Raw genomic sequence first — 26,197 nt, 5'->3', positions numbered from 1 at the left:
CGATTTGGAACTCTGCGCAGCGCGCTGATAGAGTTTCATCTCGTTGCCCCGATAGCTCAGTGGTAGAGCGCCATCTTGGTAAGATGGAGGTCCCGGGATCGATTCCCGGTCGGGGCTCTGACATGGGAGCCCGTTCTTTCGGCACATATCCGCTGGAAGCACGGGCGTTCTCATGTCGTGGCGGCGTAGCTCAGCTGGTTAGAGCGCACGACTCATAATCGTGAGGTCGGGGGATCGAGTCCCCCCGCCGCTACCGCATCGGAGAGGGTCCGGCCGACAGGCCGGGCCCTCTCGTCGTCTCGGGGCCTCTCGCGGTGGCCCGGGCTTTCGTGGTCTACGGGCGTCTTGGGGCCGGTTCCGGTGCTGAGGCACCCCCCGGGCACCCCCGGTCGCACTCCCGGACGTCCTGCCGCGGCGGCACACCGGGCGCAGCGCCGGTCGCCCTGCCGCGCCGGCCGGTGCCTCGTAGACTCGTGGGCATGCCCTCTTCCCAGCAGCACCGTCCGCAGTCCACCGGCATGGCCGGCATGTGGGACAACGGCTCGCACCTCTACCGCCGCCTTGTCCTGACCGGCTCGGGCCTGTTCCTCGTGGGCATCGTCCTGGCGGTCGTCGGCGCCCTGACCGAGCGGCTGCCGCTGTCCTGGACCGCGCTGGCGATCCTCGGTGCGGGCGTCCTCTGCCACCTCACCGCGCAGACGGTGCGGTTCCGGGACGCCGCCCGCAACCGTGCGGCCCGCGACGTCGCACGGAACGGTGGCGCGCGCGGTTCCCGCCGGTAGGCTGAACCAGCGCCCGCGAACCGTCAGACGAGGAGGAGCGCATGAGCGTCAACCCCGAGGCCGCCGGCCGGCAGTACCCGCCGGCCGAGCCCTACCAGGTGTCCCGTGAGGTGATCCGCGGATTCGCCGCCGCCGTGCAGGCCACGCACCCGGCCCACCACGACGTCGAGGCCGCCCGCGCCCTCGGCCACGCGGACCTGGTGGCCCCGCCGACCTTCGCCGTGGTCGTCGCCCAGCGCGCGGAGGCCGCGGTGGTGGAGGACCCGGAGGTCGGCATCGACTTCTCCCGTGTGGTCCACGCTGAGGAGCGCTTCACCCACACCCGTCCGCTGACCGCGGGGGACGAGGTCACCGCCACGGTGTCCATCGCCTCCGTGAAGCAGCTCGGCGGCAATTCCATGGTCACCACCGTCACCGAGATCGTGGACGGTGCCGGTGCCCCGCTGAGCACCGTGACCTCCACCCTGCTGGTCCGTGCGGACGACGAGGAGGCCGACGCATGAGCACCGAGAACACCGCTGCGCACGCCCAGGCCGTCCCGGCCCCGCAGCTCGAGGGCCTGGAGAAGGGCGCCGTGATCGGCACCCGCACCGTGCACCTGACCCGCGCGGACCTGGTCCGCTACGCCGGCGCGTCCGGAGACCTGAACCCGATCCACTGGTCCGAGTCCTTCGCCACGTCCGTGGGCCTGCCGGGCGTGATCGCCCACGGCATGCTCACCATGGGCACCGCGGTGCAGCTGGTCACCGACTGGGTCGGCGACCCGGCCCGGGTGGTGGACTACCAGACCCGTTTCACCGCCATGGTCCCGGTCGAGGACACCACCGGTCGGCTCGCGGAGGACGGGTCTTCCGTCCCCGGCGCCGTCCTGCAGGTCACCGGCAAGGTCGGCAAGGTCGACCCGGAGGCCGGGACCGCCCGCATCGACCTGGCGGTCACCGTCACCAGCAGCGACGACGCCCGCGCGCTCACCAAGGCGCAGGCCGTCGTCGCCCTGCCGAAGGGAGAGGCCGCGTGAGCGAGCCGACCACCAGCCGCCGCCTGGCGGACCACACCACCACCGGCGTCGGCGGTGCGGCCAGGAACTGGGTCCGCGCCGAGACCGAGGCGCAGGCCGTCCAGGCCATCACCGCCGCGGACGCCGCAGGGGAGGCCCTGTTCGTCCTGGGCGGAGGCTCCAACACCCTGATGGCGGACGCCGGCTTCGACGGCACCGTGGTGCAGATGGCCTTCACCGGCATCGAGGTCCTCTCCGGGGACGCGGATGCCGGTGCCGAGGGCACCGCCGTGGTCGTGCGCATCGCCGCGGGCCACGTGTGGGATGACGCCGTCGCCTGGTCCGTGCAGCACGAGCTGGCGGGCATCGAGGCCCTGTCCGGCATCCCGGGATCGGCCGGCGCCACCCCGGTGCAGAACGTCGGTGCCTACGGCGCGGACATCTCCCAGGTGCTGCGCTCCGTCCGGGCCCTGGACCGCGAGTCCGGGCAGGTCGTGGAGCTCGGCGCCGAGGACCTGCGCTTCGGCTACCGCGACTCCATCATCAAGCGCTCCATGACCGCCGGCGGCGCCCCGTCCCCGCGCTGGATCGTGCTGTCCATCGACCTGGAGCTGCTGCGTGCCGCCCACGGCGCCGAGGCCACGGCCCCGGTCCGCTACGGCCAGCTCGCCAAGGCCCTGGACGTGGAGGAGGGCACCCACGCCCCGCTGGCGACCGTGCGCGAGAACGTGCTGGCACTGCGCGGCTCCAAGGGCATGGTGTCCGACCCCGCGGACCGGGACACGTGGTCCACCGGTTCCTACTTCACCAATCCGATCGTCCCGGCCTCCGTGCGCGCCCGCCTGCCGGAGGGAGCCCCGGCGTTCGGCGTCGGCCACGCAGAGGACGGCACCGAACTGGTCAAGCTCTCCGCCGCCTGGCTGATCGACCACGCCGGATTCAAGAAGGGCTTCGGCCTGCCGGACGTCGTCCCCGGCGAGGGCGAGGTGGACGGCCGCGGCGCGGACGGGCGGGGCCTGGCCGGCGGCCGTGCCTCCCTGTCCACGAAGCACACCCTGGCGATCACCAACCGCGGGGACGCCTCCACCGAGGACATCCTCACGATCGCCCGCACCGTTCGGGACGGTGTGAAGGAGCGCTTCGGCGTCGAGCTGCACGCCGAACCGATGATCATCGGCACCTCCCTCTGAACCCCCGCCCTGCGCCGAACCAGAAGCTTCGGCTGCTTCGAGCGCACCCGAAGGGGCCAGAGTCTCTGGTTCGGCGAGCCAGAAGCTTCGGCTGCTTCGACCGTGCTTGAAGGGGCCAGAGTCTCTGGTTCGGCGAGCCAGAGGGTTTGGTGGGTTCAGCGTCGTCTGAAGGAGCCAGAGTCTCTGGTTCGGCGAGCCAGAGGGTTCGGCGCCCACGGCGTACCCGCGACGACGGCCGGTCGCCTTCTGCGGAAGGTGACCGGCCGTCGTCGTCCCTTCGGATGGACGCTCCGGTGCGGGGAGCGTCAGAGGTTGCCGGTGGCGATCATCAGCATGCGGCGCAGCGGCTCGGCGGCACCCCACAGGAGCTGGTCGCCCACGGTGAAGGCGGACAGGTACTCGGGGCCCATGGTGAGCTTGCGGAGGCGTCCCACGGGGATCCGGAGCGTGCCGGTGGCCGCGACCGGGGTCAGCTCGGCCACGGTGGACTCCTTGTCGTTCGGGACGACGCTGGCCCACTCGGTGCCCTCGGCGATGATCTGCTCGACCTCGTCCAGCGGGACGTCCTTCGTGAGCTTCAGGGTGAGGGCCTGGGAGTGCGAGCGCATGGCGCCCACGCGCACGCAGAGGGAGTCGAAGGGGATGCGATCCGCGCCGGTGCGGCCGAGGACCTTGTTGGTCTCGTCGTAGGCCTTGAGCTCCTCGCGGGAGGTGCCGTTGCCCAGGTCCGAGTCGATCCAGGGAATGAGCGAGCCGCCGAGCGGGACACCGAACTGGCTGGCATCCAGGCGGCCGGAGCGCTGCAGCTCGATCACCTTCCGGTCGATCTCGAGGATCGCGGAGGCCGGGTCCTCCAGCTCTCCGGCGACCTCGCCGTGCAGGGCGCCGAACTGGTTCAGCAGCTCGCGCATGTGGCGGGCGCCCCCGCCGGAGGCCGCCTGGTAGGTCATGGCCGTGCCCCACTCCACGAGGCCGGCGGTGAACAGGCCGCCCAGGCCCATGAGCATGCAGGAGACGGTGCAGTTGCCGCCCACGAAGTCCTTGGTGCCCGCCTCCAGGGCGGCGTCGACCACGGAACGGTTCACCGGGTCCAGGACGATCACCGCGTCGTCCTCCATGCGGAGGGTGGAGGCCGCGTCGATCCAGAGGCCGTCCCAGCCGGCGGCGCGGAGCGTGCCGTGCACGGCCTTGGTGTAGTCGCCGCCCTGGGTGCTGACGATGATCGGCAGGGCCTTGAGCGCCTCGACGTCATAGGCATCCTTGAGGGTGCCGGGGTCCCCGTCCATGCCGGCGAAGGCCGGGGCGGTGCCGCCGGCGTTCGACGTGGAGAAGAACACCGGGTGGATGCGGGCGAAGTCGCCCTCCTCGGCCATGCGTTGCATGAGGACGGATCCCACCATGCCGCGCCAGCCCACCAGGCCCACGGCGGGCAGGGCGGCGGCATCGGCGGGGGCTGCGGCGGTCTGTGCGTGGACGGTCATGCCTCCACCGTATCCGTCAGTCCCGCGGGCGGCGTCGGCGCGTCCACACGATAAGACCGCCGATGGCGAAGGCCTGGGTGAGGACCAGCAGGAACACCAGGCCGCCGAGGATGTGGCCCTGGACCACGAGGATCAGGCCGAAGACGGCGGAGACGAGCGCCAGGATCGGGAAGGCGATCAGCGCGAGGAAGGACAGCATGTCCTTGTCGAAGAACGGCTTGGGGTCGTTCTGGGAGGTCGGGGTGGGGCTCATGGATGCTCCTTCTCGACGGGGTGCACGGACGGAATGCGGAGAGCAGACGTGACGTCCGGCTCAGGCCGGGCGCTCCCAGCGCTCGAAGCGGTAGCGCAGGCCCTCGGCGGAGGTGTGCCAGCCGTCCGGGGACGGGTCGGCCTGCGTGAGTCTCCAGCGGGCGTCCAGGGCGGGGGCATGGGCATCGCCGGAGACGTCCGTGTCGATCACGGTGACCTCGGCGAGGGTGGCCACGTCCAGGGCCTGTTCGTACAGGGTGGCGCCGCCGATGACCCAGACCAGGTCCAGGCCGTCGGCCTCGGAGGCCGCGTGCAGACCCGCCCCGAAGTCTGCGGCCACCACGGCGCCGGTGGCGCGCACGGCGTCCCCGGCGGCGTCGTCCGCGTCCAGGGTGCGGGAGACCACGATGTTCGTGCGGTCCGGCAGCGGCCGGAAGCGCTCCGGGAAGGACTCCCAGGTGCGGCGGCCCATGACCACGGGGTGGCCCAGGGTGCGGTCCTTGAAGTGCTTCAGGTCCTCCGGCAGGTGCCACGGCATGCCCCCGTCGAGGCCGATGACGCGGTCCGGGCTCTGGGCCCAGATCATGCCGATGCGGCTGGGGCTGCCGGCGGGGGAGGTGCGGTGGTGGGCGGCGTCGTTCACGGTGCTGCGGATGCTCCTGTGGTCCTGCGGGTCTCGGGGAGGGCGGCTCAGACGGCGATCGGCGCCGTGATGGTCGGGTGGTGGCGGTAGTCGACGAGCTCGATGTCCTCGTAGGCGTAGTCGAAGATCGACTCGGGGCGGCGGGTCAGGCGCAGCCGCGGGTACGGGTAGGGCTCGCGGCTCAGCTGCTCGCGGACCTGGTCCACATGGTTGGCGTAGATATGGCAGTCGCCTCCGGTCCACACGAACTCGCCGGGGCGCAGGCCGGTCTGCTCCGCCATCATCACGGTGAGCAGGGCGTAGGAGGCGATGTTGAACGGGACCCCGAGGAAGAGGTCCGCCGAGCGCTGGTAGAGCTGGCAGGACAGCCGTCCGGGGCCGCCGTCCTGCGCCGGCTCCACGTAGAACTGGAAGAGCGCGTGGCACGGGGGCAGGGCCATGTCCTCCACCTCGGCGGGGTTCCAGGCGGTGACGATGTGCCGGCGTGAGTCCGGGTTCGTCCGCAGCGACTCCACGACCTTCGCGATCTGGTCGATGCTCCCACCGTCCGGCGTGGGCCAGGAGCGCCACTGGACGCCGTAGACCGGGCCGAGGTCACCGTTCTCGTCCGCCCACTCGTTCCAGATCCGCACGCCGCGCTCCTGCAGCCAACGGACGTTGGAGTCGCCGCGGAGGAACCACAGCAGCTCGAGCGCCACGGACTTGAAGTGGACGCGCTTGGTGGTGATCAGCGGGAAGGAGTCGGCCAGGTCGAAGCGCAGCTGCCGGCCGAACACGCTGTGTGTGCCGGTGCCGGTGCGGTCGCCCTTAAGGGCGCCGTCTGCCAGCACCTCGGCGAGCAGGTCCTCGTAGGGGGTCGGAATGGTCACCGGACCATCGTAGCGAGTCCGCAGAATCGGCTGATTCCGGCGGTTCCGGGAACCCTGGAGGCCTTCAGCCCCAGGCGCGCCCGGCCTCCCGCTCCCAGCGGCTCCGGTCCCAGCCGGCGCCGCGGGCCAGGGCGGAGGCCTGGCGCAGCGCGGCCACCACGGCCGCCGCCTCGGTGGCGGGCGCGTCCTCGGCGATCACGGTGCCGCGGCGTCCTGCGGTGACCACCACGCCGGCGGCCTCGAGCTCTTTGTAGGCGCGGGCCACGGTGCCGGGGGCGATGCCCAGGTCCGCGGCCAGGGCGCGCACCGAGGGCAGCCGGGTGCCCGGCGGCAGTGCCCCGGAGGAGGCGGCCACCGAGATCTGCCGACGCACCTGCTCGTAGGGCGGCGTCGCGGACTCCAGGTCGATGGCGATCTCGGCCGGGCCGGCCGGCGGCTGTGGGGAGACGGGGTGGCTCATCGGCGCGCCTTCGCTCCCGCGGCCACCGGCCCTCCGGTCGCCTCGGGCCTTCCCGACGACGGCCGGTGGCCTCCGTCCTCTGGTCCGTCCGAGCCGTCGGCCGGGTCCTGGGCGTCGCCGATCGGACGGACCAGGGAGGTGCTGGGGAGCAGGGCGGGGATGACGGCGAGGAGGTACAGCAGCGGGGCGACGGACATGGACATCACCAGCTGGCCGACAGCGGTGGCGAGGACCATCAGCATGCCGGTGGTGCCGATGCCGACCATGCGGTCCGCGGTGCGGCGGCGCATGCGGCGGTCCATGAGCGCGGAGGTGCGGGTCAGCGGGTGGCGGCGGAGGCAGACCCGCACGCCGATCGCGGTGAGCATCCCGATCACCAGGAGGGCGGACAGCATGGCAACGGCCAGCGGGACTGCGTCGACGCCGACGCGGGCGAGGGCGCGTTCCTCCCGGACGGCCCAGCCGACGGCCACGAGACCGGCCGTGGCGACGACGCCGAAGAGCACGACGCGCCAGGTGGAGGCGCGGACGCCGCGGGTGCGGGCGGTGGCGGTGCGGTCGGTGTGCTTCATGCGCAGCACGAACTCGGCCAGCAGGTAGCCGACCCAGAGGACGGACAGGGGAGCGAATGCGGCCAGCACGGAGGCGACGGGAGACCCGACGGCGGAGAGCTCCAGGTGCGCCGGCATCGGCAGCACGAACATCGCCACCGTCGTCAGCGCGGCGAGCGGGAGGACGACCGCGGCGGCCGTGTGGCGCAGCTGGATGACATCGCTCAGGGTGCCGGGGCCGCGGGGGACCTCCACCCATTCCCCGGTGGCGTCCTCGTACACGTGGTGCGCCGCGTCCTGACGGAGCACCCTCACCTGGGGCGAGGTCCACACGAGCATCGCCAGGGCCACAGCGAAGACCGCGGCCAGCGACCAGACGGTGAAGGGCCCCATCCGGTTCGGCTCCTGGGACCCGAAGGCGTTGTCCACGGCGACGGGCACGGAGAGAAGGACGACGGTCAGAGTGCGCAGGATGCGGTTGACGGCCACGTGCCGGACGGCGTCGTCCTGGGCCGGGGTGAGCCCTGAGAGGGAGCGCCGGCGGACGACGGCGGCGACCGCCAGTGCGCCGCAGAGGCAGGCCAGGAGCACGAATCCGAGCAGCCACGGGGTCACCAGCGCGCCGCTGCGCACACCCGGGTCCCGCACGAAGGTCTCGGACATCCCGTCCGGGCCGCTGACGCCCGTGTCGGCCGTCGTCAGCGGCCGGCCGTCGGTGGGCAGGAGCATCAGGGCGGCGGCCACGGAGACCAGTGCGACCACGCCGGTGACGATCGTCAGACGGGGTGGGAGGTACTCCCGCCAGGACCGAGCGGTGAGGCGTGCGCTGCGGGTGGGGGCGACCGGGGTCGGCCAGGTGCGCTGGGCGATCCAGTAGACCACTGGCAGCCAGAGGACGGGGGCCAGGGCGTTGAAGCCGACGTCGAACGGCACCGCGGACACCGGGAAGGCGCCTGGGCCGGCAGGGGCGTCGGATGCTCCCGCGGCCCAGGGCGGATCCTCGACGAACACCAGGCTCGTCAGTCCTGAGCCGGTGGCGGCGAACAGGGCGATGAGCGCCGTCACCATGCCGTGGGAGCGGGCGGCCTGGAGCGGGTCGCGCTGCGCGCTGTTGGTGAACAGGCGGATCACCGCGTAGACGACGGCGATCGACACGGCGACCCCGAACAGCGAGGTCAGCAGGAACAGCTGCATGGTCGGTCACTCCCTCCGGTCTGCGGCGCCCCGTCGACGCCACCTTGTTATGTATCAACGTATCAACACATTGATACATACGGAAGGGGGCGGGGCGTCACGGTCCGGACACGACGATGGCCGCGCACACAGCCAAGGTGCGCGGCCGTCGTCGGGAAACGTCGGAGGCAGCCGAAGCGCTCAGCCCTCGTAGACGAGCTCGCGGAACTCCGGGTAGCGCGCCAGGTACTGCTGCACGTAGGTGCACTCCGGGACGATCTGTTCGCCCTCGGCCGCCAGCCGTTGCAGGACCATCGTCACCAGGGCGCGGGCGTAGCCCTTCCGGCCGTAGGCCTCGTCGATGATCGTGTGCTGCAGACGCACCACGGTGCGGGCCTGGCCCTGGGCGTCGTCTTCGGCGGGGATCTCGTCCACGGTGTAGCCCTCGAAACCGATGAAGGTGTCGTCCTGGCGCAGCTCGAAGCGGCCGCGGTCCGGGTCGCGCGTCAGCTTCAGGCGGTCGTGGACGATCAGTTCGGGGCGGTTCACGGTGTCCATGCGGGAAGCCTAGTCCGGGTGTGACGCGCGACTCAACGGTCGGCGGCACGCCGGCGGCCACCACGCCGGGCCGCCCGGAGGCGCCGCGGCCCCGTCAACCGTCCGCCGGCGGCCACCACGCCGGACGGTGTCCCGTCAACCGTCCGCCGGGTCGTAGCACTCCAGTGCCACCACGCGGCCGCCCTGGTTCAGGCCCTGGTGCGCCACCAGCACGCCGCCGGGGCGCAGGTACGGGTCCTCGGCGGGCAGGGCCTTGAGCACGTCCGGGTGCGCGGTGATCGCCTCGATCTCCTGCAGCAGCTCCGGCAGCACGGGTCGGTGCGAACACACCACCAGGGCGCGGCGCTTCTCCAGCAGGCCACGCATCACGCGCCGGGTCTTCTTCGGGTTGTCCTTGGCGCCGGCCTCCGTGAGGGAGGCCTTGTACTTCACGGGCAGGCGGGTGTCCTTCACCAGCGGTGCGAGCGTCTCCACGCAGCGGCGCCACGGGGAGGAGAACAGCTTCTCCGGGGCCCAGGCGGTCAGGAGCCGCCGGTCGGCCAGCGCCTGACGGCGGCCGGTGGCGGCGAGCGGCCGGTCCTCCTCGGCGCGGGACCAGGAGGAGCGGGGCTTGGCCTTGGCATGCCGGAGCAGCACCAGGGGGACGGTGCGCAGGCGGCGCTCGCCGTAGGCTGCCTCGAGGGCGTCCAGCGGCTGACGGTCCGTGGCGTTGGTGAGCAGACGGCGCGCGGCTGCAGGGGAGACCCAGCGCAGCTCGTCCACCTCGTCTCCGTCGGCCTGGCCCTTCTGCCGGCCGGCTTCGGCGGCCCAGTGCCAGACCTCCTTGGGGCGGGTTCCGGGCTTGCCGCCGCGGTTCTTGACCTCGTAGCGGGTCACGGCCAGCGGGATGCCCAGGGCCACGCGCAGGCCGGTCTCCTCTCGGACCTCGCGGACGGCGCACTCCGGCAGCGTCTCCCCGGGGTCGAGCTTGCCCTTCGGCCAGGACCAGTCGTCGTAGCGGGGGCGGTGGATGACCATGACCTCGAGGCCGCTCGGGCCGGTCCGCCAGGGCAGGACACCGGCGGCCAGCACCTCGGCCCGGGGCGCGGGAACGTGGTGTCCCACGGTGGCGCGCGCGGCGGTGAGGGCGGTCTGCGACGTCGGCATGGTGCTCCGTTCGGTCTGCGGGCGGTCCCGGGCGTGGAATCCTACGACGGCCTGGGCCACGGAACCGTCGGCTCAAGGATAGTGGCGAGAGGCGCTCAGACGCGCCGGTACTGCGCGTCCGCGGCGTCGAGCACGAAGCCGAGCTTCTCGTAGAGGCGGACGGCGGCGGTGTTGTCCGCGTCCACGTAGAGGTCCACGCGCCGGGCGCCGCCGTCCCGCATGTGGACCAGGCCCGCCACGGTGAGTGCGCGGCCCAGGCCCAGGCCCTGCGCGTCCGGGGAGACGCCGACGGCGTAGACCTCGCCGACCGTGCCGTCGCCCTCGGCCTTGGTCCAGTGGTAGCCGAGCAGGGTGCCGTCCGCCTCGCGCTCGGCCAGCAGGAAGCCGGCGGCGTCGAACCAGTCCTCGCTGCGGCGGTCCTCCAGGTCGGCCTGCGTCAGCGAGCCCTGCTCCGGATGGTCCGCGAAGGCGGCGGCGTTGAGCTCGAGCCAGGCGGCGTCGTCCGTGCCGGGGACGTAGGGGCGCAGCCGCACGCCCTCCGGCAGCTCCGGGGCGGTCAGCGGAGCGAGGACGGACGAGTCCACGGCCATCCGGCGCAGCTCGCGCACCGGAGTCAGCCCGTGGGCGGCGGCCAGCTCGGCCGCCCCCGGCAGCATCCCGTGGGCCCAGACGCTCACCGCCTCCTGCAGTCCCCTCTGCTCCACGACGACGGCCGCCTCCCCGGCCAGCGCCGTCGCCACGCCGCGGCGGCGGGCGTCGGGGTGCACGACCAGCTCCAGGACCGCGCCCTCGCCTTCGGGGGCCAGGACGGCGGCGCCGTCCGGTGCCTCGTCGGGTCCGGTCAGGAGCACGGCCAGCGCGGTGCCGCGCTGCACGTGCACGCGGGTCTGGTCGGACAGCGGGGGATGCCCGTCGGCGGCGCGGGCCGCGTCGGCCAGGGCGAGCACCGCGGCGGCGGGCACGTGGCCGGGGTCGGTCAGGACACGGACGTCGGGCACGGAGGGGTCGGTCATGCCCTCCACACTACGTGCGGTTCAGGCGGTGCGGGCGTCGAAGCGGTAGCCGACGTTGCGCACCGTGCTGATCAGTTGCTCGTGGTCCGGGCCGAGCTTGGCGCGCAGGCGGCGGACGTGCACGTCCACGGTGCGGGTACCGCCGAAGTAGTCGTAGCCCCAGACCTCCTGCAGCAGCTGCTCGCGGCTGAAGACGCGGCCCGGATGCTGGGCCAGGAACTTCAGCAGCTCGAACTCCTTGTAGGTGAGGTTCAGCGGCTGCCCGTGGACGCGGGCGGTGTAGCCGGCGGCGTCCACCACCAGGTCCGCGGCGCGGATCTCGTCCGGCTCGTGCCCTCCCTGCGGCCCGCTGCGCGCGGTGGCCAGGCGCAGGCGTGCCTCCACCTCCGCCGGGCCGGCGGTGGTGAGCAGGATGTCGGCGACCTGCCAGCGGGCGGAGACGGCGCTCAGGCCGGCGTCGTGGAACACGGCCACCACGGGCAGGTGGGCGGCCAGCGCCGCGAGGTCCGTGCAGACGGTGCGGGCGCCGGACAGGTCCGTACGGGCGTCCACGAAGACGGCGTCCGCCGCGGGGACGCCTGCGGCGGCCGAGGCGCGGCGGGGACGCGCGGTGACGGTGTGGCCGAGCAGGTCCAGGTGCTCGGTGAGGTCGCCGAGTCCGTCTTCCGCATCGGTGAGCAGCACCACATGCGTCACGGCCGCACTCCCTTCGCTCCTGGACACCGGTTCGCGGACACCGCATGCCGAATGTCCGGTGACACTGTACGTCCGCCCGCAGCGGCGGTGCCCACCGTGTCCACTGGCGTGACGCTCGGCGGTGGCCCCGCGACCTGGCAGGATGGGGGCTGTGATGAGACTGTCGATGGCCCTGGCCGCCGCCCTCGCGGCGGTCGTGCTCAGCGCGGCCGCGTTCGTGGGACCCCTCGCGGTCTCCGCCGTCGCCGTCGTGGTGATCCTCGTGATCGCCTGGGGATGGCCCCGTCAGCTCGGGTCCCCGGCCCGGATCTCCCTGTCCGTCACCTTGGCGGTCGTCGGCCTCGTGAGCCTGGGCCTCACCCTGCTCTGGGGCCACGTCGGCCTCGGCGAGCCGGAGAAGGGCGCGCTCGGCCTCTTCCAGCCGATGGCCGTCGTGGCGGGCTGGGGCGTGATCGCGGCGTTCATGGTCCAGCTCTTCCGCGGGACCGGACGGCCGCTGCGCCTCGAGTCCACCGTGGCCACCATGGGCGGCGTTATGATCGTGGTGATGACCTCCGGCTGGGCCGCGCTGGCCCAGTGGAACGCCATGCCGCTCGCCCCCATCCTGCTGCTCAGCATCGGCGCCACCGTCGCCCTGGTGTCCCTGCTCGGCCTGACACCCTGGATGCAGGGCCGTCCGGGCACCCTGGCGGCCGTGCTCATCCCGCTGTCCGTGCTGATCGCCGTGGCGTCGGGCCTGGTCCTGGACGCCGAGCCGCGCAAGCTTGCGATCGCGGCCGTCGCGGCACTGGCCTCCAGCACCCTGGTCGCGCTCACCGCGGCCACCGCGCCGTCTGCGAAGCCGCGTCCCGAGGACCGTCCCGTGGCCACCACCCTGCGTCCGCGGCGGCCCGGCTTCGCCCTGGCGATGGCACCCGTCGGCGCTGCCGGCGTCATCGGCCACGTCATCCTCGCGCTCCTGGGCTGATCGAGGCGACGAGGGCGGCTAGACTGGCCGCCATGGACAACCTTCTTGCACTCGAGATCTTCTTCCTGGGCCTGGTGGGCCTCGCCTCCCTGGGCATGGCCGGCGTGGCCGCCCTGGTCATCGGCGGCCTCTTCAAGGGCCAGCGCTGAGGTCCCCGTGCGGCCGGGATCCGGCCGCACGGTGACCTGAACGCGAGACCGACGTCTCCATGGCCACCGAGCTCCCGTACGACCTCACCCCCGAACTCGCTCCGCTCTCCTGGCTCATCGGCTCCTGGGAGGGGCAGGGGCGCCTCGGCGACGGCGCCGAGGGGACCGAGATCTTCTACCAGCGCGTCGACTTCACGGAGTACGGCCTGCCGTTCTTGGAGTACCGCGCCGAGTCCTGGATCTGCGAGGAGGACGGCACCCTGCTGCGCCCGCTGACCGTCGAGTCCGGGTTCTGGCAGGTGGACCGCCCCCGCCGCGACGGAGACGTCGGCCCCGGCATGGTCCCGGCCGACGTGGTCCCCGCCTACCGTTCCGCCGAGGACGTCGAGTCCCTGCGCGGCGAGGACGAGGCCTTCGGCCTGACCGCCACCATCACGCACCCCGGCTCCATGTCCGAGCTGTACTACGGCCGCATCAAGGGCCCGCAGCTGCAGCTCGCCACGGACGCGGTGCTGCGCGGCTCGGCCGCCGGCGACTACCACCGCGCCACCCGCATGGCGGGCCTCGTGAACAACCAGCTCTTCTGGCGCTGGGACACCGCGGCCGCCGAGGAGCACGACCTCGAGGCCCACGCCTCCGCGATCCTCGACCGCATGCCGGACCGCTCCGAGGGTCGCCTGTCCCCGCACGCGAAGCGTCCACGCTGATGTCCGCCCCCGCGTATCGCAGCCCGCTCCTGCAGCCCCCGCTGTCCGCGGCGGAGGGCCCCGCCACCGGTGCCGTCGAGGGCGAGGGGCCCGACGCCGGCGTCGCCGCGCACTACGGCGCCCCGCTGCGCGAACAGCGCGCGCTGGACCGCGGCAGGGCACTGGTGGACCTGTCCCACCGCGCCGTCCTGTCCGTCTCCGGGCCCGACCGGCTGGAGTGGCTGCACACCCTGACCACCCAGCACCTGTCCCAGGCGCGGCCCGGCACCAGCACGGAGGCCCTCTTCCTGGATGCCAACGGCCGCATCGAGCACGGCGTCCACCTGCTCGAGGACGGCGCCGCCTGCTGGCTCATCCTGGACAGGGCGGACGAGCAGGCGCTGCTGGACTGGCTGACGCGCATGCGCTTCGCCCACGAGGTCACGCTGCGCCGCCACACCGGCACCGTCGCCGTCGTGGGCGCCACCGCGGCCGTTCCGGGCTGGGAGGACCGCACCGTGTGGATCGACCCCTGGCCTGAGGTCGCCCCGGGCGGCTGGGCCTACTCCGGCCCCGACCATCCCGGCGAGGACTGGTCCTGGCGCGAGTACCTCGTGACCCGGGACGACCTCCTCGCCACCGCCGCCCGCCTCGGCGAGGGGGAGCTGGCAGGCTGGTCCCTGGCCGGCACGTCGGCCGCCGAGGCCCTGCGCATCGCCGCAGGCCGCCCCCGCCCGTCCGTGGACGCGGACGCCAAGGCGCTGCCGCACGAGCTGGACCTGCTGCGCACGGCCGTGCACCTGGAGAAGGGGTGCTACCGCGGTCAGGAGACCATTGCCCGGGTGCACAACCTCGGGCGTCCGCCGCGCCGTCTCGTGCAGCTGCTGATGGACGGCTCCGGCCATGCCTTCCCGGCCCCCGGGGCGCCGGTGATCGTGCGGCCCGAGCCGGACACCGAGGAGGCCCGCGCCGCCGCCCGCCCGGTGGGCGTGCTGACCTCCGTGGGCCAGCACCACGAGGCCGGCCACCTCGGCCTGGCCCTGGTGAAGCGCTCGGTTCCGGTGGACGCCCAGCTGATCGTCCGCGACGACTCCGAGGGCGGCGCCGGGCACGTCGCCGCGTCGCAGGAGGTCCTCGTGGCCCCGGACGCCGGGCAGGTCGTCGGCCGTCCTGACGTGCGCCGCCGCTGACCGCAGGCCGTGAGGCCGGCACGGTGTTCCGGCTGTGCCGCGCCGACCACAGGCTCAGGCCCCGCGCGTCAGGCGCCCGGCCCCCAGGTGACGGACGTCTGCGTCCCCAGCGGCTCCATGCCCACCGCCACGGCGATGTGGTGGGCCATGGTGTGTCCCTCCGGCACCCGCGCCGAGGGCACCAGCCCGTCCAGCCAGGCCGACTCCATCGCCGACGCGGCGGCATAGGTGCCCAGCCCCCTGCCGCGCAGGTGCGGCACGGTGAGCACGCCCAGGCGCGCCACGATCCCGGAGAACACGTCGTAGCCGGCGGCCGCGCAGGCCGCACCGCCGCTCCGGCCGTCCTCGACGACCGGGACGAGGGCGGCCGTGTGGTCCCACTGCGGCAGCGCGGCGGCCGTGACGTCGTCGGCAGGGCAGAGCGCCCCGACCTCCAGAGCGTGGGCGGAGTCGAAGGACACCGCGATCGACTGCGCGGGGTCCACCTCCGGCGCCTCGTCCGCGTAGTAGAGGGTGTGCTCGCCGCACGAACGCACCCCGTGCGCCGCGCCGATCCGCAGCAGGGTGGACTCGAGCGCCAGCACCTCGTCGTCCAGGTCCCGGCAGGCCGTCACGAACCACTGCGGGCCGACGACGACGGCCGCCTCGCCCAGGCGGAGGACGGTCGCCACGCGCTCGCCCTGGCCGGGCAGCACGGCCCCGTCGTCGAGGACGACCTCCACGCGCCGGGCGCAGCCCGGCGCCCCCGCCGCCCGTGCCGAGGGGGCGGCGGACGGGACGCCCGAGGCCGGGCCTGGCGAGGCCGCACCGGTGGCGGGCGAGGCGCCCAGGGTGCCGAGCCCGTCGTCAGGAAGCCCGAGCGCACGGGCCCAGGCGAGGCCGACCAGGGCGAGGGTGTGCTCCTGCAGTGCCATGGTCCCGCTCAGCGGCCGAAGAGGACCCTGGCCTCCTCGTAGCGGGCGAGCGGCACCTTCTTCAGGCCGGACAGGGCGGCGGACATGGGCACGGAGATGATCTCGGTGCCGTTGGCGGCCACCATCTGGCCCCAGCGGTGCTCGGCCACGAGCTTCATGGCCTGCATGCCGAAGCGGGTGGAGAGCACACGGTCCGTGGCGGACGGGTCGCCGCCGCGCTGGATGTGGCCGAGGACGGTGGCGCGGGACTCCACGCCGGTGGCCTCCTCGAGCTCGCGGGCCACCCAGTCGCCGATGCCGCCCAGGCGCGGGCGGCCGTCCTTCGCGTTGCCGGCGGCGGCCAACGGGTCGTCCTGGCCCTCCGGCACGAAGCCCTCGGCCACCACCACGAGCGGGGAGCGGCCCTTGTCATGCACCTGCTTCACCCACTCGGCCACCTGGGACATCGGGGTGCGGACCTCCGGGATGAGGATCGCGTGCGCACCGGAGGCCATGCCCGAGTGCAGGGCGATCCAGCCGACGTGGCGGCCCATGACCTCGGCCACCATGCAGCGGTGGTGGGACTCGCCGGTGGTGCGCAGGCGGTCCATGGCGTCCGTGGCGATCTGCACCGCGGTGTCGAAGCCGAACGTGTAGTCCGTGGCCATCAGGTCGTTGTCGATGGTCTTCGGCACCCCGACGATCGGCAGGCCGTCCTTCGCCAGGCGGTTGGCGCCTGCCAGGGTGCCCTCGCCGCCGATGGCCACGACCGCGTCGATGCCCATCTCCTCCAGGTTCCGCTTCATGTTCTCCGGACCGCCGCCGGCCGTGTCGTACGGGTGGGTGCGGGAGGTGCCGATGATGGTGCCGCCGGTGCCGGACAGGCCCCGGACCGCCTGGCGGGGCAGCTCCACCACGTCCTTGTCGATCAGGCCGGCCCAGCCGTTGCGGATGCCGACCATCTCGAAGTCGTAGGTCTTGATGCCGTTGAGCACAGCGGCACGGATGACGGCGTTCAGGCCAGGGCAGTCGCCACCGGAGGTGAGCAGTCCGACGCGCATGGAGGAGTCCTTTCGACGGCAGGAAGGGGGACATGACGGAAGCCGCAGGTCCGGCGGCGCCCCCTGCGGAGGGGATCCGCGGCCTGCGGCTCCAGACTATCGACGCCGTGCCGGGTGCTGTCAGCGGTCCACCGGCGGTGCCGGAGATGAGAGCGCTGGCACCGGGTGGCCGGCGGACCGGTCAGGGCAGGACGATGCTCAGGTTGGCGACGACGCCGATGACGACCATGCCGACGGCGAAGACGCTGGCGGCGGACACGAGGCCGCCGCGGCGTCCGCGCAGGGCGGCGAGCAGCAGCACCGGGGCGAGGACCACGAGGGCGGCGGCGCCGCCGACGATCGTGGCACCGGCCGGCCCGAGCACCGTGCCGACGCCGGAGAAGCCGAACACCACGGAGCCGACCAGCGCGGCCAGGCAGACGACGCCGGCGGCCACGAGCGTCACGGTCTGGGCGATCGCGCCCAGCGCCGGACGCTCGGCACGGGCGGCCGCTGCGCCGCGGCCGGCGGAGGCACGCTCCGCGGCGGCCTGGCGCTCCATCTCGGCGACGCGTTCGGCGGCGCGCAGATCGCGGGAGTGCGGGCGGTCCCGCCACTGGCCGGTCTCCGGGTCGATCCACGAGGAGCGGAAGCCGGCCTCGTCCGGGGCGGACTCCTCCTGCCCAGACCGGCGGCGGGCGTCCATGTACCAGCTGGGGGAGGACGGCGCGCCTGCGGCGTCCGCCGCCCGGAACCCTGCCGAGGGACGGCCGTCGCGGCCGGTGAAGCGCTGACGTTCGGACGCGCCGAGCGCCTTCGGCTCCCGGCCGCGGGTGAGGAGCCACCAGACGAGCAGCGCCGTGCCGGCCAGGACCGTCAGCCCCGCCAGGCCACCGCTGAAGACGAGCGTGGCCGTGAGGCCGGCACCGGAGACCAGGGACACCAGGCCGACGCCGCCCACCACGGCCACGCCCACGCCCGAGCCGGAGAAGTCGCCGCGGCGCAGCTGTGCCCAGAGCACACGTCCGTCCGGTCCCGGCAGCACCGTCCACGCCACGGCATACGCCAGCAGCGCCAGGCCGGCCGAGAGCAGGCAGACGGCCGCGAAGACGCCGCGCACCAGCAGCGGGTCCAGACCGTACCGGGCCGCGACGCCGCCGAGGGCGCCGGAGACCCAGGACTCCTCGGACCGGCTCACGCCCCAGGAGCGCACCGGGCCGCGCAGCCAGGAGGGCAGGGCGGCCAGGCCGTCGGCGGGGCCGGTGTCGGCGCCCGCGCCTGCGGCGGACGGGTCTGCGGTCGGATCGGCGTGGAAGTGCTGGTGGGAGGACATGGCTCCATCCTCCCGCGGGGCGGGGTCGGACACATCCGGGGAATCCCGGAACCCGTCCCGGATGTGCGCTCCGGGGCCCAGCGGGCAGGATGGGGGCATGCAGCACCCCACCCCGCCGCAGGGCGGCCCCGCGCCGCGTGTGCGCCCGCCGCTGCTGCGGCACCACGGCGACCACCCCGTGGCCGGTGTCTGCGCAGGCCTGGCCCGGCACCTCGAGCTGCCCGTGGCCTGGGTGCGCCTGGGCATGGTGGTCCTGGCCCTGACCGGCGGCGTGGGCCTGGCCCTGTACACCTGGCTCTGGCTGTTCCTCCCGCAGGAGCGAGCGGACGGGACGGCGGACGACGACCCCGAGCTGCGCCGCCGCCTCGAGACCGGCCTCGCCCGCGTCCGCGAGGTCGGCTGGCCCGCGGTCCTCGGCGCCGCCGTCGTCTGCGTGGCCGTCCTGGTGGTGGTGCAGGCCTTGGGGGCCGACGTGGACTGGCAGACCGCGGCCCCGGTCGGCATCCTGGTGATCGGCCTCGGCGTGGCCTGGATGCAGGCGGACACCGCCGCATCCCCGGGTCGCAGCCGCGGCACCTGGCTGCGCATCGCCCTCGGCACCGCCCTGGTGCTCGTCTCCGTCCTGGCGCTCGCCGTGGACACGGCAGGCCCGGGCACGCTGTGGCTCGGGCTGCTGCTGGCTGTCGCCCTGCTCGCCGGCCTGGCCCTCGTGGCGGCGCCCTTCGTGCTCGGCCTGGTCGCCCGCCGGGAGCGGGAGCGCACCGCGCTCGCCGTGCAGACCGAGCGTGCGGAGATCGCCGCCCACCTGCACGACTCCGTGCTGCAGTCCCTGGCCCTGATCCAGCGCCGCGCCTCCGACCCGGAGACGGTCGCCCGCGTGGCCCGGGCCCAGGAGCGCGAGCTGCGCTCCTACCTCTTCGACGACCCCTCCCAGGCGCCGGACGCGCTCTCCGAGGCGCTGCGCCGGGTGGCCGGGGAGGTCGAGGACGCCCACGGCCGCCGCATCGAGGTCGTCGCCGTGGGCGAGACTGAGGGCGAGTGGCTGGACCCGCTCGTGGCGGCCTCCCGCGAGGCCATGGCCAACGCCGCCCGCCACGCCGGGGACGCCCAGGTGTACGCCGAGGTCCTCGAGGACGACCAGGGGGCGATCGAGGGCGTGGACGTGTTCGTCCGGGACCGTGGCCCCGGCTTCGACCCGGATCAGCTGCCAGCTGACCGCCACGGCGTCCGCGAGTCCCTGCGGGGCAGGATGGAACGGGCCGGGGAACGGTGCGCATACGCTCCTCTGCCGGCGGCACCGAGGTCCACCTGCACCTCGACGCCCCGGCCGTCGCCCGTCCGGAGGGCGGCGTCAGAGGCACCGACCCGCGAGAGGAGGGCGCATGAGTGAACCGGTGACCGCCGTGATCGTGGACGATCACGCCATCTTCCGGGCCGGCCTGCGCGCGGACCTGGACCCGGCCCGCGTCGAGATCGTCGGCGAGGCCGGGGACGTCGACCAGGCCGTGGCCGTCGTGCTGGAGACGGCCCCGGACGTGGTGCTGCTGGACGTGCACCTGCCCGGCGGCGCCGGCGGCGGGGGAGCGGAGGTCGCCCGCCGCGTCCTCGAACGGGACCCGGAGCGGCGTCTGCTCGCCCTGTCCGTGTCCGACGCCGCCGAGGACGTCGTGGCCGTCATCCGCGCCGGCGCCCGCGGCTACATCACCAGGTCCGCCTCCGGCGCCGACGTGGTGGACGCCGCCGTCCGCGTGGCCGAGGGGGACGCCGTGTTCTCCCCGCGCCTGGCCGGCTTCGTCCTGGACGCCTTCCGGGGTACGGCGGCCCCGGACACGACGGCGGTCCGCCCCTCCGGTGCCCCGGACGCCTCCCCGGTCCCGACGGACCGGGACGCGCAGGACGAGGAGCTGGACCGGCTCTCCGCCCGCGAGCGCGACGTCATGCGCCTGATCGCCCGGGGCTTCACATATCGGGAGGCGGGCGCGGAGCTGTTCATCTCGGACCGCACGGTGGAGTCCCACGTCTCCTCCGTGCTCCGCAAGCTGCAGCTGTCCAACCGCCACGAGCTCACCCGCTGGGCCGCCCGCCGCGGCTACGCGTGAGCCGGTCCGGTCCGGGAGGGGCCGGGCAGACGGAAGGCGACCGGCCGTCGTCGTCGAGGGGATCTCCTCCACGACGACGGCCGGCCGCCTCCTGCATGCGCCCTGACCGGGCGCGGGGCTCACTCGGAGAGCAGGGCGCGGATGCGTTCGGCACCCTCGGCGAGGTCGTCGTCGCCCAGCGCGTAGGACAGGCGCAGGTAGCCGGAGGGACCGAACGCCTCGCCCGGGACCACGGCCACCTCGGCCTCGTTGAGGATCAGGGCGGCCAGCTCGGCGGAGGTCGCGGGGGTGACGCCGCGGATCTCGCGGCCGAGGGCGCCGCGGACGTCCACGTAGGCGTAGAAGGCGCCCTCCGGGGTCGGGCACTCGAAGCCCGGGACGGCGTTCATGGCCTGCACCATGGCCTTGCGGCGGCGGTCGAAGGCGACCTTCATCTCATCGACGGCGTCCAGTGGGCCGGAGACGGCGGCCAGGGCGGCACGCTGCGAGACGTTGGAGACGTTCGACGTCGCGTGGGACTGCAGGTTGGTGGCGGCCTTGATGACGTCCAGCGGGCCGGCCATCCAGCCGACGCGCCAGCCGGTCATCGCGTAGGTCTTGGCCACGCCGTTGAGGATCACGGCCTGCTCGGCGAGCTCCGGGACGGCCTTCACGATCGAGGTGAACGGCACGCCGTCGTAGGTGAGGTGCTCGTAGATCTCGTCCGTGACGACCCACAGGCCGCGATCCAGCGCCCAGCGGCCCACGGCCTCGGTCTCCTCGGGGGAGTAGACGGCGCCGGTCGGGTTGGACGGGGAGACGAAGAGCAGGACCTTGGTCTTGGCGGTGACGGCCTCCTCGAGCTGGTCCACGGTGACCTTGTAGCCCTGCTCCGGGCCGGCGAAGACCTCCACGGGGACGCCGCCGGCCAGGCGGACGGCCTCCGGATAGGTGGTCCAGAACGGGGTGGGGACGATGACCTCGTCTCCCGGGTCCAGCAGGGAGGCGAAGGTGTTGTACACGGCCTGCTTGCCGCCGTTGGTGATCAGCACGTGCTGGGAGTCCAGGGCCACGCCCGAGTCGCGGGCGGTCTTGGCGGCCACGGCCTCACGCAGCTCGGGCAGGCCCGCGGCTGCGGTGTAGCGGTGGTTCTTCGGGTCCTGCGCGGCGGCCACGGCGGCCTCGACGATGTAGCCCGGGGTCGGGAAGTCCGGCTCGCCGGCGCCGAAGCCGATCACGGGGCGGCCGGCGGCCTTGAGCTCCTTCGCGCGGGCATCGACGGCCAGGGTGGCGGACGGGGCGATGGAGCCGATGCGCTCTGAGACGCGGCGGGCGGGTGCGGGTGCCATGGTTTCCTCTTGACTCTCGGGAGTGCGGGCGGCCGGGCGGGTCCCGCGTCCGGCGCGCGACCCGCCTCCAGACTAGTCCGGAGGGCCGGCTGGTTCGACTTCCAGAGCCTCTATGGCGTACGCTGTTCACTCGGCACCGCGACGCGGTCCTCCGGTGAGCGGCCGGAGAACCCGGATCGGTCCCTAGGGTAGTGGCGCAATTGGTAGCGCAGCGGTCTCCAAAACCGCAGGTTGCAGGTTCGAGTCCTGTCTGCCCTGCGCATCGACGCAGCCGTTCCGGCTGCTCGAGATGACGGCAAGAACGTAACGGCGATCCGACTGAGTGAGGCCACGTGTCTGAGACGGCAGTGAGCGGCGGCGGCAGCCGCCCCGCAGACGCCCGCAAGAAGCGTGGCCTCTTCGCTCGCATCGGCCTCTTCCTGCGCCAGGTGATGGATGAGCTCCGCAAGGTGGTCACCCCCACCCGCGAGGAGCTTCTGCGCATGACCGGCGTCGTGCTCGCCTTCGTGGCGATCATGATCCTCCTGGTCATGGGGCTGGACTGGCTCTTCGGCACGGCGGCACGCTTCACCTTCGGCGGCTTCTGACCCGAGGGAGCGGCCGAGTCGGAGAGGCCGCCGCTGCGTTCCACCGTCCGCAGCCTCTGTACCCCGTGAGCAGAAAGCAGGAACCCGTGTCCGAGCAGGAACTCGATCCCCAGGCCACCGAGGACGCCGCCGCCTCCGAGGCGCCCGCCCAGGCTGAGGAGATCACCGCGGACGTGACCGCGGAGACCGCCGAGACCGAGGCGCCCGCTGCCGAGGAGACCGCCGCGCCGGCCCAGGAGCCGGAGGCCCAGCAGGCCCCCGCCGAGGAGGACGAGCCCGAGGTCGACCCGGCCGAGGAGCTCCGCACCCGTCTGCGCCGCCAGCCCGGCGACTGGTACGTGGTGCACACCTACGCGGGCTACGAGAAGCGCGTCAAGACCAACCTCGAGACCCGCATCCAGACCCAGGACATGGAGGACCTGATCTACGAGATCGAGGTCCCCATGGAGGAGGTCGTGGAGATCAAGAACACCACGCGGAAGATCGTCTCCCGTGTGCGCATTCCGGGCTACGTGCTCGTCCGCATGGACCTGACCGACGCCTCGTGGGGCGTCGTCCGCCACACCCCGGGCGTCACCGGCTTCGTGGGCAACGACGCGTACCACCCGCAGCCGCTGTCCCTCGACGAGGTCTTCGACATGCTGGCCCCGTCGGTCATCCAGGAGGCCGCCAAGGCCGCGGAGAAGGAGGGCCGCCCGGCCCCCGCCGCCGCTGGGGAGTCCGGCGCTGAGGCCCAGGCCATCCACGTCGACTTCGAGGTCGGCGAGTCGGTCACCGTCAACGACGGTCCGTTCGAGACCCTCCCGGCCACGATCTCCGAGATCAAGCCGGAGGCCCAGCAGCTGGTGGTCCTCGTCTCCATCTTCGAGCGCGAGACCCCGGTCACCCTGTCCTTCAGCCAGGTCACCAAGATCCTCTGACGGGCAGGCAACACAGTCGTCCCCTCGCCGCCGGCCGCCTGCCGGTGGCGTCAGGGCACCGGCCGCCGCGCCACGGCGGCCACCGCCCGCAGTACGCTCCTGTGCTGCGGGTCCACCAGTGAGAGAAGGATCCGACACATGGCTCCCAAGAAGAAGGTCGCCGGCCTGATCAAGCTCCAGATCCAGGCCGGAGCTGCCAACCCGGCCCCGCCGATCGGCCCGGCCCTCGGCCAGCACGGCGTGAACATCATGGAGTTCTGCAAGGCCTACAACGCCGCCACCGAGTCGCAGCGCGGCAACGTGGTCCCGGTGGAGATCACGGTCTACGAGGACCGCTCCTTCACCTTCATCACCAAGACCCCGCCGGCCGCCGAGCTGATCAAGAAGGCCGCGGGCGTCTCCAAGGGCTCCGGCACCCCGCACACCGACAAGGTGGGCAAGCTGACCCAGGCCCAGTGCGAGGAGATCGCGCAGACCAAGATGGCGGACCTGAACGCCAACGACGTCCAGGCCGCCGCGAAGATCATCGCCGGCACCGCCCGCTCCATGGGCATCACCGTCGAGGGCTGACACCTCCACGGGACGTCCTGACGGGCGTCCACCCCACTCTTTCCACGTGGCAGGACCGAGCGCGGTCCGCAGACCACAACTGCACAAGGAGAAAACGCAGATGGCACAGCGCAGCAAGGCATACAAGGCCGCCAAGGCCGCGATCGAGGATCGCCTGTACTCCCCGGCCGAGGCGATCGCCCTGGCCAAGGAGACCAACCCGTCGAAGACCGACGCCACCGTCGAGGTCGCCATGCGCCTCTCGGTCGACCCGCGCAAGGCCGACCAGATGGTGCGCGGCTCGGTGTCGCTGCCGAACGGCACCGGCAAGACCGCCCGCGTGGTCGTGTTCGCCACCGGTGAGCGCGCCGAGGCCGCCCGTGCGGCCGGCGCCGACTTCGTCGGCGACGACGACCTCATCGCCAAGGTCCAGGGCGGCTGGGTCGACTTCGACGCCGCCGTGGCCTCCCCGGAGCTCATGGGCAAGGTCGGCCGTCTCGGCAAGGTCCTGGGTCCGCGCAACCTGATGCCGAACCCGAAGACCGGCACCGTGACCCCGGACGTGGCCAAGGCCGTGACCGACATCAAGGGCGGCAAGATCGACTTCCGCGTCGACAAGCACTCGAACCTGCACTTCATCATCGGCAAGACCTCGTTCGACGCGAAGGCGCTGACCGAGAACTACGCCGCAGCCCTGGAGGAGATCCTCCGTCTGAAGCCGGCCTCCTCCAAGGGCCGCTACATCACCAAGGCGACCGTGGCCACCACCTTCGGCCCGGGCGTCCCGATGGACCCGAGCGCCACCAAGGCCGAGGCCGAGGGCTGATCCTCGCCTGATCACACGGTCGCCTGACCGTCCACGACGACGGCCGGTCGCCTTCCTGCGGAGGCGGCCGGCCGTTGCCGTGTCCGGGGGCCCTGTGCGCCGAACCACGCACGGGACCCTGTACGCCGAACCATGGTCGGGACCCTGTGCGCCGAACCATGGTCGGGACCCTGTGCGCCGAACCAGAAGGAACGGCTGCTTCGCCGCGCGGGGAAGGGGCCGATTCTTCTGGCTCGACGTGTGAGGCGCGCGCAGGTGGTTTGGCGCGCGGGGCGCGCGGCGCGCGCAGGGCGGTTTGGCGCGCGGGGCGCGCATGGGATACGATGGTCGAACCGAAGACCGCCGGTTGCGGTGCTCCATGCCCTCGGGCAGGAGAGCCGCCGAAGGTCCTCCGAGCGGAGGCGACCTGCGCAGGTGAAACGTGAGGCACGCGCTGACACATGGACTCCTTCGTGGAGCCCGCCGTCCCGCCGCGCCCCGTGCACCTGCACGGGGCGTTTCTCTTTGTGGGGATCGCGCGGTTCCGAATGAAGATCCCATTGAGAGGAGTGCCATGGCGACGTCTGCAAAGAAGACGGCGGTGGCCGAGCTCGCGGACCTGTTCCGTGAGTCCAGCGCCGCTGTGCTGACGGAGTACCGTGGCCTGACGGTGGGCGAGCTCAAGCAGCTTCGCGACGCCCTCCGTCAGGACGCGACCTACGCCGTGGCGAAGAACACGCTCACTGAGATCGCGGCCAAGGAGGCCGGCGTGGAGGGGCTCGAGTCCCACCTGACCGGTCCGACCGCGATCGCCTTCGTGACCGGTGACCCGGTCAACGTCGCGAAGGCTCTGCGTGACTTCGCCAAGGACAACGACAAGCTCGTGCTCAAGGGCGGCTACATGGACGGCCAGCCTCTGGACGAGGCCGGCATCAAGAAGATCGCGGACCTCGAGTCCCGCGAGGTGCTGCTGTCCAAGTTCGCCGGCGCCATGAAGGGCTCCATGAACAAGGCCGCCGCCCTGTTCCAGGCCCCGCTGTCGAAGTCCGTCCGCACGGTCGAGGCGCTGCGCGCCAAGCAGGACGCCTGAGCGTCCTACCCACCCGATGGGCCGCGCGGCCCTCATCCACACCTACTTCACGTAGCAAACACGTAAAGGAGCCATCATGGCCAAGCTGACCACCGACGAGCTGCTCGCCGCCTTCGAGGAGCTGACCCTCATCGAGCTCTCCGAGTTCATCAAGGCGTTCGAGGAGAAGTTCGACGTCACCGCTGCCGCCCCGGTCGCCGTTGCCGCCGCCGGCGGTGCCGCTGCCGGCGGCGAGGCCGCCGCCGCCGAGGAGAAGGACGAGTTCGACGTCATCCTCGAGGCCGCCGGCGACAAGAAGATCGGCGTCATCAAGGAGGTGCGCGCCCTCACCTCCCTCGGCCTGAAGGAGGCCAAGGACCTGGTGGACGGCGCCCCGAAGCCGGTCCTCGAGGGCGTCAACAAGGAGACCGCCGACAAGGCCAAGGAGCAGCTCGAGGGCGCCGGCGCCACCGTCACCCTCAAGTGATGATCGCGGCCTCGCGCCGCATCTGAGCTTCGCACCCGACCCCCGTTCCGCCCTTGCGGAGCGGGGGTCGCGTCGTGTCCGGGGGCGGTCGGCGACGACCCCGGGGAAGGCGAGCATCCGTCGTCGGGAAGGGCCGCGGGGGAGGCGGGCAGGCTCCCTGCCCGCCACGCGGAGCCGAGGTGACGCGGGCCCGGTGGACAACCGTGGTATGGGGCGATACTCTAGATCTTTGCATCTCCCTGCTTCCGCGCGCCCTGACGACAGACCGTCGATTCAGGGCCGAC

General features: G+C 73.0%; 29 protein-coding genes and 3 tRNA genes. 18 read left to right on the top strand and 14 right to left on the bottom strand.

What is annotated here, in order from left to right; translation table 11 throughout:
* The first annotated feature begins 45 nt into the window (after nucleotides 1-45).
* From MLY01S_RS01175 to MLY01S_RS01150, 6 genes are all read left to right on the top strand, one after another.
* Nucleotides 46-117 (top strand) — tRNA-Thr (locus tag MLY01S_RS01175).
* 62 nt (nucleotides 118-179) lie between these two features.
* Nucleotides 180-253 (top strand) — tRNA-Met (locus MLY01S_RS01170).
* Nucleotides 254-479: 226 nt separating this feature from the next.
* On the top strand, nucleotides 480-782 hold the full coding sequence (locus MLY01S_RS01165) for a hypothetical protein (RefSeq protein WP_067188518.1): 303 nt from the start codon (nucleotides 480-482) through the stop codon (nucleotides 780-782).
* Nucleotides 783-823: 41 nt separating this feature from the next.
* Nucleotides 824-1,285 carry an FAS1-like dehydratase domain-containing protein gene (locus tag MLY01S_RS01160; protein WP_067188515.1) on the top strand — a complete coding sequence of 154 codons (462 nt, stop codon included), beginning with the start codon at nucleotides 824-826 and terminating at the stop codon, nucleotides 1,283-1,285.
* A complete protein-coding gene (locus MLY01S_RS01155; protein WP_067188512.1) occupies nucleotides 1,282-1,800 on the top strand; it encodes a MaoC/PaaZ C-terminal domain-containing protein in 519 nt (172 codons plus the stop codon). Before MLY01S_RS01160 ends, MLY01S_RS01155 begins: the two co-directional genes overlap by 4 nt.
* A complete protein-coding gene (locus MLY01S_RS01150; RefSeq protein WP_067188510.1) occupies nucleotides 1,797-2,969 on the top strand; it encodes a UDP-N-acetylmuramate dehydrogenase in 1,173 nt (390 codons plus the stop codon). Before MLY01S_RS01155 ends, MLY01S_RS01150 begins: the two co-directional genes overlap by 4 nt.
* Nucleotides 2,970-3,274: 305 nt before the next feature.
* On the opposite strand, the gene asd is transcribed toward MLY01S_RS01150, so the two are convergent.
* The 10 genes from asd to MLY01S_RS13060 form a co-directional block, all read right to left on the bottom strand.
* Complete coding sequence (asd, locus tag MLY01S_RS01145; RefSeq protein WP_067188508.1) at nucleotides 3,275-4,450, bottom strand: aspartate-semialdehyde dehydrogenase; 1,176 nt, start codon at nucleotides 4,448-4,450, stop codon at nucleotides 3,275-3,277.
* A gap of 16 nt (nucleotides 4,451-4,466) precedes the next feature.
* A complete protein-coding gene (locus MLY01S_RS01140; RefSeq protein WP_067188506.1) occupies nucleotides 4,467-4,703 on the bottom strand; it encodes an NF038396 family protein in 237 nt (78 codons plus the stop codon).
* Between the two features lie 60 nt (nucleotides 4,704-4,763).
* On the bottom strand, nucleotides 4,764-5,288 hold the full coding sequence (locus tag MLY01S_RS01135; RefSeq protein WP_067188586.1) for a dihydrofolate reductase: 525 nt from the start codon (nucleotides 5,286-5,288) through the stop codon (nucleotides 4,764-4,766).
* Nucleotides 5,289-5,392: 104 nt separating this feature from the next.
* Entirely contained in the window at nucleotides 5,393-6,214 is an 822-nt protein-coding gene (locus tag MLY01S_RS01130; RefSeq protein ID WP_082739494.1) for a thymidylate synthase, read from the bottom strand.
* 64 nt (nucleotides 6,215-6,278) lie between these two features.
* Nucleotides 6,279-6,674, bottom strand: coding sequence for a GntR family transcriptional regulator (locus MLY01S_RS01125; protein WP_067188501.1), 396 nt, complete (start codon nucleotides 6,672-6,674; stop codon nucleotides 6,279-6,281).
* Nucleotides 6,671-8,419 (bottom strand): hypothetical protein, encoded by a 1,749-nt coding sequence (locus MLY01S_RS01120; protein ID WP_067188499.1) that lies wholly within the window; start codon nucleotides 8,417-8,419, stop codon nucleotides 6,671-6,673. The genes MLY01S_RS01125 and MLY01S_RS01120 overlap by 4 nt, the downstream gene beginning before the upstream one ends.
* Nucleotides 8,420-8,599: 180 nt before the next feature.
* Nucleotides 8,600-8,956, bottom strand: a complete 357-nt coding sequence (locus MLY01S_RS01115; RefSeq protein WP_067188497.1) for a GNAT family N-acetyltransferase — start codon at nucleotides 8,954-8,956, stop codon at nucleotides 8,600-8,602.
* A 135-nt stretch (nucleotides 8,957-9,091) separates the two neighbouring features.
* A complete protein-coding gene (locus MLY01S_RS01110) occupies nucleotides 9,092-10,102 on the bottom strand; it encodes an NUDIX hydrolase (protein WP_067188493.1) in 1,011 nt (336 codons plus the stop codon).
* A 95-nt stretch (nucleotides 10,103-10,197) separates the two neighbouring features.
* Nucleotides 10,198-11,115 (bottom strand): mycothiol synthase, encoded by a 918-nt coding sequence (gene mshD, locus MLY01S_RS01105; RefSeq protein WP_067188490.1) that lies wholly within the window; start codon nucleotides 11,113-11,115, stop codon nucleotides 10,198-10,200.
* Nucleotides 11,116-11,136: 21 nt separating this feature from the next.
* Nucleotides 11,137-11,811, bottom strand: a complete 675-nt coding sequence (locus MLY01S_RS13060; protein ID WP_067188488.1) for a winged helix-turn-helix transcriptional regulator — start codon at nucleotides 11,809-11,811, stop codon at nucleotides 11,137-11,139.
* Nucleotides 11,812-11,965: 154 nt separating this feature from the next.
* Between MLY01S_RS13060 and MLY01S_RS01095 the strand changes: the two genes are divergently transcribed.
* From MLY01S_RS01095 to ygfZ, 3 genes are all read left to right on the top strand, one after another.
* Complete coding sequence (locus MLY01S_RS01095) at nucleotides 11,966-12,778, top strand: hypothetical protein (protein WP_245232125.1); 813 nt, start codon at nucleotides 11,966-11,968, stop codon at nucleotides 12,776-12,778.
* A 208-nt stretch (nucleotides 12,779-12,986) separates the two neighbouring features.
* Nucleotides 12,987-13,634, top strand: coding sequence for a nitrobindin family protein (locus tag MLY01S_RS01090; protein WP_067188484.1), 648 nt, complete (start codon nucleotides 12,987-12,989; stop codon nucleotides 13,632-13,634).
* Nucleotides 13,634-14,803, top strand: coding sequence for a CAF17-like 4Fe-4S cluster assembly/insertion protein YgfZ (gene ygfZ / locus MLY01S_RS01085; RefSeq protein ID WP_082739493.1), 1,170 nt, complete (start codon nucleotides 13,634-13,636; stop codon nucleotides 14,801-14,803). The genes MLY01S_RS01090 and ygfZ overlap by 1 nt, the downstream gene beginning before the upstream one ends.
* 68 nt (nucleotides 14,804-14,871) lie before the next feature.
* On the opposite strand, the gene MLY01S_RS01080 is transcribed toward ygfZ, so the two are convergent.
* From MLY01S_RS01080 to MLY01S_RS01070, 3 genes are all read right to left on the bottom strand, one after another.
* On the bottom strand, nucleotides 14,872-15,717 hold the full coding sequence (locus MLY01S_RS01080; RefSeq protein ID WP_067188482.1) for a GNAT family N-acetyltransferase: 846 nt from the start codon (nucleotides 15,715-15,717) through the stop codon (nucleotides 14,872-14,874).
* 8 nt (nucleotides 15,718-15,725) lie between these two features.
* On the bottom strand, nucleotides 15,726-16,757 hold the full coding sequence (locus tag MLY01S_RS01075) for a 6-phosphofructokinase (protein WP_067188480.1): 1,032 nt from the start codon (nucleotides 16,755-16,757) through the stop codon (nucleotides 15,726-15,728).
* A gap of 181 nt (nucleotides 16,758-16,938) precedes the next feature.
* Nucleotides 16,939-18,069 (bottom strand): PspC domain-containing protein, encoded by a 1,131-nt coding sequence (locus tag MLY01S_RS01070; RefSeq protein ID WP_067188479.1) that lies wholly within the window; start codon nucleotides 18,067-18,069, stop codon nucleotides 16,939-16,941.
* Between the two features lie 97 nt (nucleotides 18,070-18,166).
* Here MLY01S_RS01070 and MLY01S_RS01065 point away from each other — a divergent pair, with 97 nt between their 5' ends.
* Both MLY01S_RS01065 and MLY01S_RS01060 read left to right on the top strand, forming a co-directional pair.
* Nucleotides 18,167-19,459: an ATP-binding protein gene (locus MLY01S_RS01065; protein WP_245232124.1), complete on the top strand. Its 1,293-nt coding sequence runs from the start codon at nucleotides 18,167-18,169 to the stop codon at nucleotides 19,457-19,459.
* Nucleotides 19,452-20,168, top strand: coding sequence for a LuxR C-terminal-related transcriptional regulator (locus MLY01S_RS01060; RefSeq protein WP_067188478.1), 717 nt, complete (start codon nucleotides 19,452-19,454; stop codon nucleotides 20,166-20,168). The genes MLY01S_RS01065 and MLY01S_RS01060 overlap by 8 nt, the downstream gene beginning before the upstream one ends.
* A 119-nt stretch (nucleotides 20,169-20,287) precedes the next feature.
* Here the strand turns inward: MLY01S_RS01060 and MLY01S_RS01055 are convergent, their stop codons facing one another.
* Nucleotides 20,288-21,496, bottom strand: coding sequence for a pyridoxal phosphate-dependent aminotransferase (locus tag MLY01S_RS01055; RefSeq protein ID WP_067188477.1), 1,209 nt, complete (start codon nucleotides 21,494-21,496; stop codon nucleotides 20,288-20,290).
* 185 nt (nucleotides 21,497-21,681) lie between these two features.
* Between MLY01S_RS01055 and MLY01S_RS01050 the strand changes: the two genes are divergently transcribed.
* From MLY01S_RS01050 to rplL, 7 genes are all read left to right on the top strand, one after another.
* A tRNA-Trp gene (locus MLY01S_RS01050) sits at nucleotides 21,682-21,754 on the top strand.
* A 74-nt stretch (nucleotides 21,755-21,828) separates the two neighbouring features.
* Nucleotides 21,829-22,083 (top strand): preprotein translocase subunit SecE, encoded by a 255-nt coding sequence (gene secE / locus MLY01S_RS01045; protein ID WP_067188476.1) that lies wholly within the window; start codon nucleotides 21,829-21,831, stop codon nucleotides 22,081-22,083.
* Between the two features lie 86 nt (nucleotides 22,084-22,169).
* A complete protein-coding gene (gene nusG, locus MLY01S_RS01040) occupies nucleotides 22,170-23,003 on the top strand; it encodes a transcription termination/antitermination protein NusG (protein WP_067188475.1) in 834 nt (277 codons plus the stop codon).
* A 138-nt stretch (nucleotides 23,004-23,141) separates the two neighbouring features.
* Complete coding sequence (rplK, locus tag MLY01S_RS01035) at nucleotides 23,142-23,573, top strand: 50S ribosomal protein L11 (protein ID WP_067188473.1); 432 nt, start codon at nucleotides 23,142-23,144, stop codon at nucleotides 23,571-23,573.
* Nucleotides 23,574-23,673: 100 nt separating this feature from the next.
* Nucleotides 23,674-24,378 carry a 50S ribosomal protein L1 gene (rplA, locus tag MLY01S_RS01030; protein WP_067188471.1) on the top strand — a complete coding sequence of 235 codons (705 nt, stop codon included), beginning with the start codon at nucleotides 23,674-23,676 and terminating at the stop codon, nucleotides 24,376-24,378.
* Nucleotides 24,379-24,931: 553 nt separating this feature from the next.
* A complete protein-coding gene (gene rplJ, locus MLY01S_RS01025; RefSeq protein ID WP_067188469.1) occupies nucleotides 24,932-25,447 on the top strand; it encodes a 50S ribosomal protein L10 in 516 nt (171 codons plus the stop codon).
* Between the two features lie 76 nt (nucleotides 25,448-25,523).
* The gene (rplL, locus tag MLY01S_RS01020; RefSeq protein WP_067188467.1) at nucleotides 25,524-25,913 is read left to right on the top strand and encodes a 50S ribosomal protein L7/L12; all 390 of its coding nucleotides are present in this window, start codon (nucleotides 25,524-25,526) and stop codon (nucleotides 25,911-25,913) included.
* Nucleotides 25,914-26,197 lie beyond the last annotated feature (284 nt).

It is taken from the genome of Micrococcus lylae NBRC 15355, assembly GCF_001570885.1.
In the GTDB taxonomy this organism is placed as follows: domain Bacteria; phylum Actinomycetota; class Actinomycetes; order Actinomycetales; family Micrococcaceae; genus Micrococcus; species Micrococcus lylae.
This window is presented reverse-complemented; position numbering and strand designations above follow the sequence as displayed.

What these genes read in the sequence shown, in the direction of transcription:
- MLY01S_RS01165 (WP_067188518.1), top strand. Translation starts at nt 480, where the DNA reads ATGCCCTCTTCCCAGCAGCACCGTCCGCAGTCCACCGGCATGGCCGGC.
- MLY01S_RS01160 (WP_067188515.1), top strand. Translation starts at nt 824, where the DNA reads ATGAGCGTCAACCCCGAGGCCGCCGGCCGGCAGTACCCGCCGGCCGAG.
- MLY01S_RS01155 (WP_067188512.1), top strand. Translation starts at nt 1,282, where the DNA reads ATGAGCACCGAGAACACCGCTGCGCACGCCCAGGCCGTCCCGGCCCCG.
- asd (WP_067188508.1), bottom strand. Translation starts at nt 4,450, where the DNA reads ATGACCGTCCACGCACAGACCGCCGCAGCCCCCGCCGATGCCGCCGCC.
- MLY01S_RS01140 (WP_067188506.1), bottom strand. Translation starts at nt 4,703, where the DNA reads ATGAGCCCCACCCCGACCTCCCAGAACGACCCCAAGCCGTTCTTCGAC.
- MLY01S_RS01135 (WP_067188586.1), bottom strand. Translation starts at nt 5,288, where the DNA reads ATGATCTGGGCCCAGAGCCCGGACCGCGTCATCGGCCTCGACGGGGGC.
- MLY01S_RS01125 (WP_067188501.1), bottom strand. Translation starts at nt 6,674, where the DNA reads ATGAGCCACCCCGTCTCCCCACAGCCGCCGGCCGGCCCGGCCGAGATC.
- MLY01S_RS01120 (WP_067188499.1), bottom strand. Translation starts at nt 8,419, where the DNA reads ATGCAGCTGTTCCTGCTGACCTCGCTGTTCGGGGTCGCCGTGTCGATC.
- MLY01S_RS01115 (WP_067188497.1), bottom strand. Translation starts at nt 8,956, where the DNA reads ATGGACACCGTGAACCGCCCCGAACTGATCGTCCACGACCGCCTGAAG.
- MLY01S_RS01110 (WP_067188493.1), bottom strand. Translation starts at nt 10,102, where the DNA reads ATGCCGACGTCGCAGACCGCCCTCACCGCCGCGCGCGCCACCGTGGGA.
- mshD (WP_067188490.1), bottom strand. Translation starts at nt 11,115, where the DNA reads ATGACCGACCCCTCCGTGCCCGACGTCCGTGTCCTGACCGACCCCGGC.
- MLY01S_RS01095 (WP_245232125.1), top strand. Translation starts at nt 11,966, where the DNA reads ATGAGACTGTCGATGGCCCTGGCCGCCGCCCTCGCGGCGGTCGTGCTC.
- MLY01S_RS01090 (WP_067188484.1), top strand. Translation starts at nt 12,987, where the DNA reads ATGGCCACCGAGCTCCCGTACGACCTCACCCCCGAACTCGCTCCGCTC.
- ygfZ (WP_082739493.1), top strand. Translation starts at nt 13,634, where the DNA reads ATGTCCGCCCCCGCGTATCGCAGCCCGCTCCTGCAGCCCCCGCTGTCC.
- MLY01S_RS01080 (WP_067188482.1), bottom strand. Translation starts at nt 15,717, where the DNA reads ATGGCACTGCAGGAGCACACCCTCGCCCTGGTCGGCCTCGCCTGGGCC.
- MLY01S_RS01075 (WP_067188480.1), bottom strand. Translation starts at nt 16,757, where the DNA reads ATGCGCGTCGGACTGCTCACCTCCGGTGGCGACTGCCCTGGCCTGAAC.
- MLY01S_RS01070 (WP_067188479.1), bottom strand. Translation starts at nt 18,069, where the DNA reads ATGTCCTCCCACCAGCACTTCCACGCCGATCCGACCGCAGACCCGTCC.
- MLY01S_RS01065 (WP_245232124.1), top strand. Translation starts at nt 18,167, where the DNA reads ATGCAGCACCCCACCCCGCCGCAGGGCGGCCCCGCGCCGCGTGTGCGC.
- MLY01S_RS01060 (WP_067188478.1), top strand. Translation starts at nt 19,452, where the DNA reads ATGAGTGAACCGGTGACCGCCGTGATCGTGGACGATCACGCCATCTTC.
- MLY01S_RS01055 (WP_067188477.1), bottom strand. Translation starts at nt 21,496, where the DNA reads ATGGCACCCGCACCCGCCCGCCGCGTCTCAGAGCGCATCGGCTCCATC.
- rplK (WP_067188473.1), top strand. Translation starts at nt 23,142, where the DNA reads ATGGCTCCCAAGAAGAAGGTCGCCGGCCTGATCAAGCTCCAGATCCAG.
- rplA (WP_067188471.1), top strand. Translation starts at nt 23,674, where the DNA reads ATGGCACAGCGCAGCAAGGCATACAAGGCCGCCAAGGCCGCGATCGAG.
- rplJ (WP_067188469.1), top strand. Translation starts at nt 24,932, where the DNA reads ATGGCGACGTCTGCAAAGAAGACGGCGGTGGCCGAGCTCGCGGACCTG.
- rplL (WP_067188467.1), top strand. Translation starts at nt 25,524, where the DNA reads ATGGCCAAGCTGACCACCGACGAGCTGCTCGCCGCCTTCGAGGAGCTG.